The following is a 4,233-nucleotide window of genomic DNA, read 5'->3' as shown; positions in this document are numbered from 1 at the left end:
GTCTAATGGCGTCGCGGCAAGCGCCACGCGCCTGCAAGATCGGTATTGCAATTAGGAGCAAGCCCTCGATTTGTCAACAGAAACGGGCAGCAATGGCACGATTGTGAAGTTGTAACCTTAATCGGGATGCTTAATCGACCTGTCGGTCGCAGAGCCGGCTCAATAGCGGAACTGTTCGGCGAGAATACGCTCGTTCCAGGAATGATTGGGATCGAACAGCAACGTTGCTGTCGCCGTGGGTGATTCTCGCACCGTTACCGAGGTCACCGCCTTGACCTCGGTATGGTCGGCGGCGGCGTTCACCGGCCGCTTTTCCGGCTCGCGGATGTCGAAGCGCACCGTCGCTTTGTTGGAGAGCAGCGCGCCGCGCCAGCGGCGCGGGCGAAACGGGCTGACCGGGGTCAGCGCCAGCAGCGGCGCGTCGAGCGGCAGGATCGGCCCGTGCGCCGAAAGATTGTAGGCGGTGGACCCGGCCGGGGTTGCGATCATGACGCCGTCGCAGTTCAGTTCCTCAAGCCGGACCTGTTCGTCGACGGTGATGCGGATCTTGGCCGTCTGGTACGATTGACGCCACAGCGCCACCTCGTTGATAGCCAGTGCCGAAATCGTTTCGCCTTCCGAGGTCACGGCCAGCATCTCCAGCGGGCGGATCGTTTCGGCGACGGCGGCTTCGAGACGCTCGGTCAGGCCACCGGAACGATACTCGTTCATCAGGAAGCCGATGGTGCCACGGTTCATGCCGTAGACCTTCTTGCCGGTCCCCATCGTGTCGCGCAGGGTCTGCAGCAGGAAGCCGTCACCCCCAAGGGCAACGACGATCTCGGCCTCCTCGACGGAAGACTGGCCATAGCGCGCCGACAGGCTTTCCAGCGCCGTCTTGGCGTCAGCGGTGTCGGACGAGACGAAGGCGATGTGGCTGGCGGCTTTGCTCATGGCTCCCCGATGACGACCGGTTGGCAGCGGCAGGGCCGCGCCAATTTTGGGGTAGCATGGGCGGGGTAGGTCTGCAAACGGAGCCGCCATCCCGGATGGCAATGCCATTCCGGGATGGGAGGCGACCGCGGGACGGCGGATGCGGACATGCGTTCGCGTATCATGTCAAAGGCTACGCGAATGTGATGGTTAAGACCGGCCTTAAAGTCTCGTAAAGCCGGATCGGTCATGTTAGCCGGCAGTGGATGGGTGGCGTGGGGGCTAGCCAGTCGAGGCCGACATATTGCCGGTAACACGCCTGATCATTGTCTTTCTGATGCTGGGAAGCTTCGCGCTGCTCTTTGCCGAACTGGTGCGCCGGTCCGAAGAGACGAGCTTCCGACCGCAGCCCACGGCGTCGCGCTGTGGTGACGCAGCCGGAGCGCCATGCCCGCAAAGGGCGCTGTAGCGCTGTAACCTGATCATCCTTTCGGATGACCGGCGGCATTGGCGGCCGCTTCGGTGCGCGACATCGCGCGGCAGTTTCTCTCCTTAAAAGCAGAGGCCGGTCGGCTGCCGCACGTTCCACTCGTGAAAGCTTGCTGTTTGCACTCGCGGCGCTTGGCGGTGTAGATGGGTGCACCGATTGGCGGAAAGGTTTTTGGGTAGCCTCGTATCCGCCGTTGTTGGGAAACAAGCCCTGCGGCTCGTTGACTGGCCGGGTGTCTGGAGCAGGGGGTTCCATGTCGCGCAGCGTGTTGATTTCTGGTGGCTGCGGCTTCCTCGGCTCACATCTGGTCGACCGTCTGTTGCGGCGAAGCGATCTGGAAAAGCTGATCGTCGTCGACAATCTTTGGACCGGGACGCGAGACAACGTCGCACATGTCGCCGATCCGCGTTTCGATCTGCAGATTGCCGATGCCGAAAGCTTTTCATCCCTTCAACGCTTCGATGAGATCATTCATCTCGCGTCGCCGGCTTCGCCGCTTTGGTACATGCGCGAGCCGGTACGCACGATCAAGGCCAACATCGGCGGCGCGCTCAATCTTCTGACGCTGCTCAAGCCCGGCGGCCGTTTCTGCTTCGCCTCGACCTCGGAAGTCTATGGCGACCCCCTGATTTCACCCCAACCCGAGAGTTACAGGGGATCGGTGGACTGCACCGGTCCCAGGGCCTCTTATGATGAAAGCAAGCGCTGCACCGAGGCATTGCTGTTCGAACAGCAGCGGGTTGTCGGGCTCGACATTCGCGTCGTCAGGATTTTCAACACATATGGGCCGCGAACCCGCATCGACGATGGACGCGCCGTTTCGAACTTTGCCATCCAGGCTCTGACAACCGGGGTGCTGACGGTCTATGGCGACGGGTCCCAATCGCGCAGTTGGGGTTATGTCGACGACATCGTCGAGGGGCTGGAACGTTACTTCTGGCGCGACGGCATCTCGCATCGCGGCCCTCTGAACATCGGCAACGATCACGAGGTTTCCGTCCTGCGCATCGCGGAATTCGTCAGGTCGCTTGTCCCCGGCAGCCGCATCGAGCACCACCCTCCGGCTCCCCAGGATCCGACAAATCGGCGTCCGGACCTGACGTCGGCGAGGCATGTCCTTCCTGGCTGGGAAGCCAGGACGAGCTATCAGGAAGGCATCGGGCGCACCTTCGATTGGTTCCGTCAGCGAATTGCGGCCGGAACCGTTGCGGCCCCAACGGCCTGACGCGCCCGGCGTCGCGGCCAAAGCTCTTTCCTGGCTGCCCACTTGGTCACCACCGCATCGGGCGCACCCATCGGCGAGCCCTGGCCGTATCCGCATAAAGATATTGACTGCATGTTTAGTCATAGTTACTCCTGAGGTCGCGAATTGAGTTGGACAGCCGGCGCCAGCCGGTGAATGGCCACCATGAAGAGGGGAATATCTCGACTGCGATGCGGCTTGCCGTTGCCGGTGCGCCGCATGCCGCAAATGCGATGTCGACGGCCGTTCTCGTGCCGTCGATCGGCATTGTCGCGGCCATCTTTTCGTCAGCAGGAAACGGACCTGAGGCCGTAACGCCGCCGGTCCCAACAATGGGAGCATACAGCATGAACTGGAAACTGACCGCGACGGCCATCGGCCTGTCGCTGCTGACTGTCACGGGCGTTGCCCATGCCGACGGCGAACTCAACATCTACAATTGGGGCAACTACACCAGTCCCGACCTGATCAAGAAGTTCGAGGAGACCTACAAGGTCAAGGTCACCGTCACCGACTATGATTCCAACGATACCGCCCTGGCCAAGGTCCGGCAGGGCGCCTCCGGCTATGACATCGTCGTGCCCTCGGCGAGCGTCGTGCCGGTCTGGATCAGCGAAGGTCTGCTCTTGGAGACCGATCCCAACAAGATGGAGAACTTCAAGAACGTCGATCCCAGGTGGGTCGATGTTCCATTCGATCCAGGCCGCAAATATACCGTTCCATGGCAGTGGGGCACGACCGGCATTTCGGTGAACAAGTCGGTTTATGCCGGCGACCCCAACACATCGGCGATCTTCCTCGACCCACCCCCCGAACTCGTCGGCAAGATCAATGTCGTACCCGAAATGGGTGACATCATGTTCCTCGCCATCGCTTACGAGGGTGGCAAATATTGCAGCAGCGACATGCAGATGCTGAAGAAGGTGCATGACAAGCTGGTGGAGGCGAAGGCGAAATGGCTTTCGCTCGACTATGCGGCCGTCGATGGCCTGGGCAGGGGCGACATCGCCGCGGGCGTCAACTGGAACGGCATATCGCTGCGCGAGCGGCTTGAGAACGACAAGATCGTCTATGGCTATCCCAAGGAAGGCTATCCGATCTGGATGGACAATGTCGCTGTCCTCAAGGACGCCAAAAATGTCGACAACGCCAAGCTGTTCCAGAATTTCATCATGGATCCGCAGAATGCGGCACTGATCTCAGCCTTTGCGCGTTATTCGAACGGTATCAAGGGCTCGGAAGCCTTCATGCCCGACGACATGAAGACCGCGCCGGAAGTCAACATTCCCGCCGATTTCGCCGCCAAGGGCCAGTTCATGCAGGCATGCCCGCCCGACGTGCAGGCGCTCTACACGAAGATCTGGACCGACCTGCAGAAATGACCTGACCAGGCTTTCCCGCGCCGCTGCACGCGGCGCGGTCATCTCCGTCCATGCAACGCGATGCGCAGATCGCAGGAGACTTCCCATGACCGATCTCGACCTTTGCTACATGCCGGCCAGCGAGGCGCTGCGGCTGTTCAAGGCAAAGAAGCTTTCGCCCGTCGAACTGATGCAGGCCACCATCCGCCGCGCCGAAGCCACCAAGC

At 61.2% G+C, this 4,233-nt stretch carries 4 protein-coding genes; 2 read left to right on the top strand and 2 right to left on the bottom strand.

Features of this window, described 5'->3' with window-relative positions; all coding sequences use genetic code 11:
- Positions 1-159 precede the first annotated feature (159 nt).
- A complete protein-coding gene (locus EN932_RS30440; protein WP_013531374.1) occupies positions 160-933 on the bottom strand; it encodes an NAD kinase in 774 nt (257 codons plus the stop codon).
- A 722-nt stretch (positions 934-1,655) separates the two neighbouring features.
- Between EN932_RS30440 and EN932_RS30435 the strand changes: the two genes are divergently transcribed.
- Positions 1,656-2,627: an NAD-dependent epimerase/dehydratase family protein gene (locus EN932_RS30435; RefSeq protein ID WP_127385371.1), complete on the top strand. Its 972-nt coding sequence runs from the start codon at positions 1,656-1,658 to the stop codon at positions 2,625-2,627.
- Positions 2,628-2,742: 115 nt separating this feature from the next.
- Here the strand turns inward: EN932_RS30435 and EN932_RS30430 are convergent, their stop codons facing one another.
- Positions 2,743-3,021 (bottom strand): hypothetical protein, encoded by a 279-nt coding sequence (locus EN932_RS30430; RefSeq protein WP_127370232.1) that lies wholly within the window; start codon positions 3,019-3,021, stop codon positions 2,743-2,745.
- Between EN932_RS30430 and EN932_RS30425 the strand changes: the two genes are divergently transcribed.
- On the top strand, positions 2,993-4,027 hold the full coding sequence (locus tag EN932_RS30425) for an extracellular solute-binding protein (RefSeq protein WP_013531376.1): 1,035 nt from the start codon (positions 2,993-2,995) through the stop codon (positions 4,025-4,027). The genes EN932_RS30430 and EN932_RS30425 overlap by 29 nt on opposite strands.
- Positions 4,028-4,233 lie beyond the last annotated feature (206 nt).

This window comes from Mesorhizobium sp. M7A.F.Ca.US.002.01.1.1, assembly GCF_004022955.1.
Lineage (GTDB): Bacteria > Pseudomonadota > Alphaproteobacteria > Rhizobiales > Rhizobiaceae > Mesorhizobium > Mesorhizobium ciceri.
Note: the sequence above shows the minus strand (reverse complement) of the source record. Positions and strands in the feature narration are given on the sequence as shown.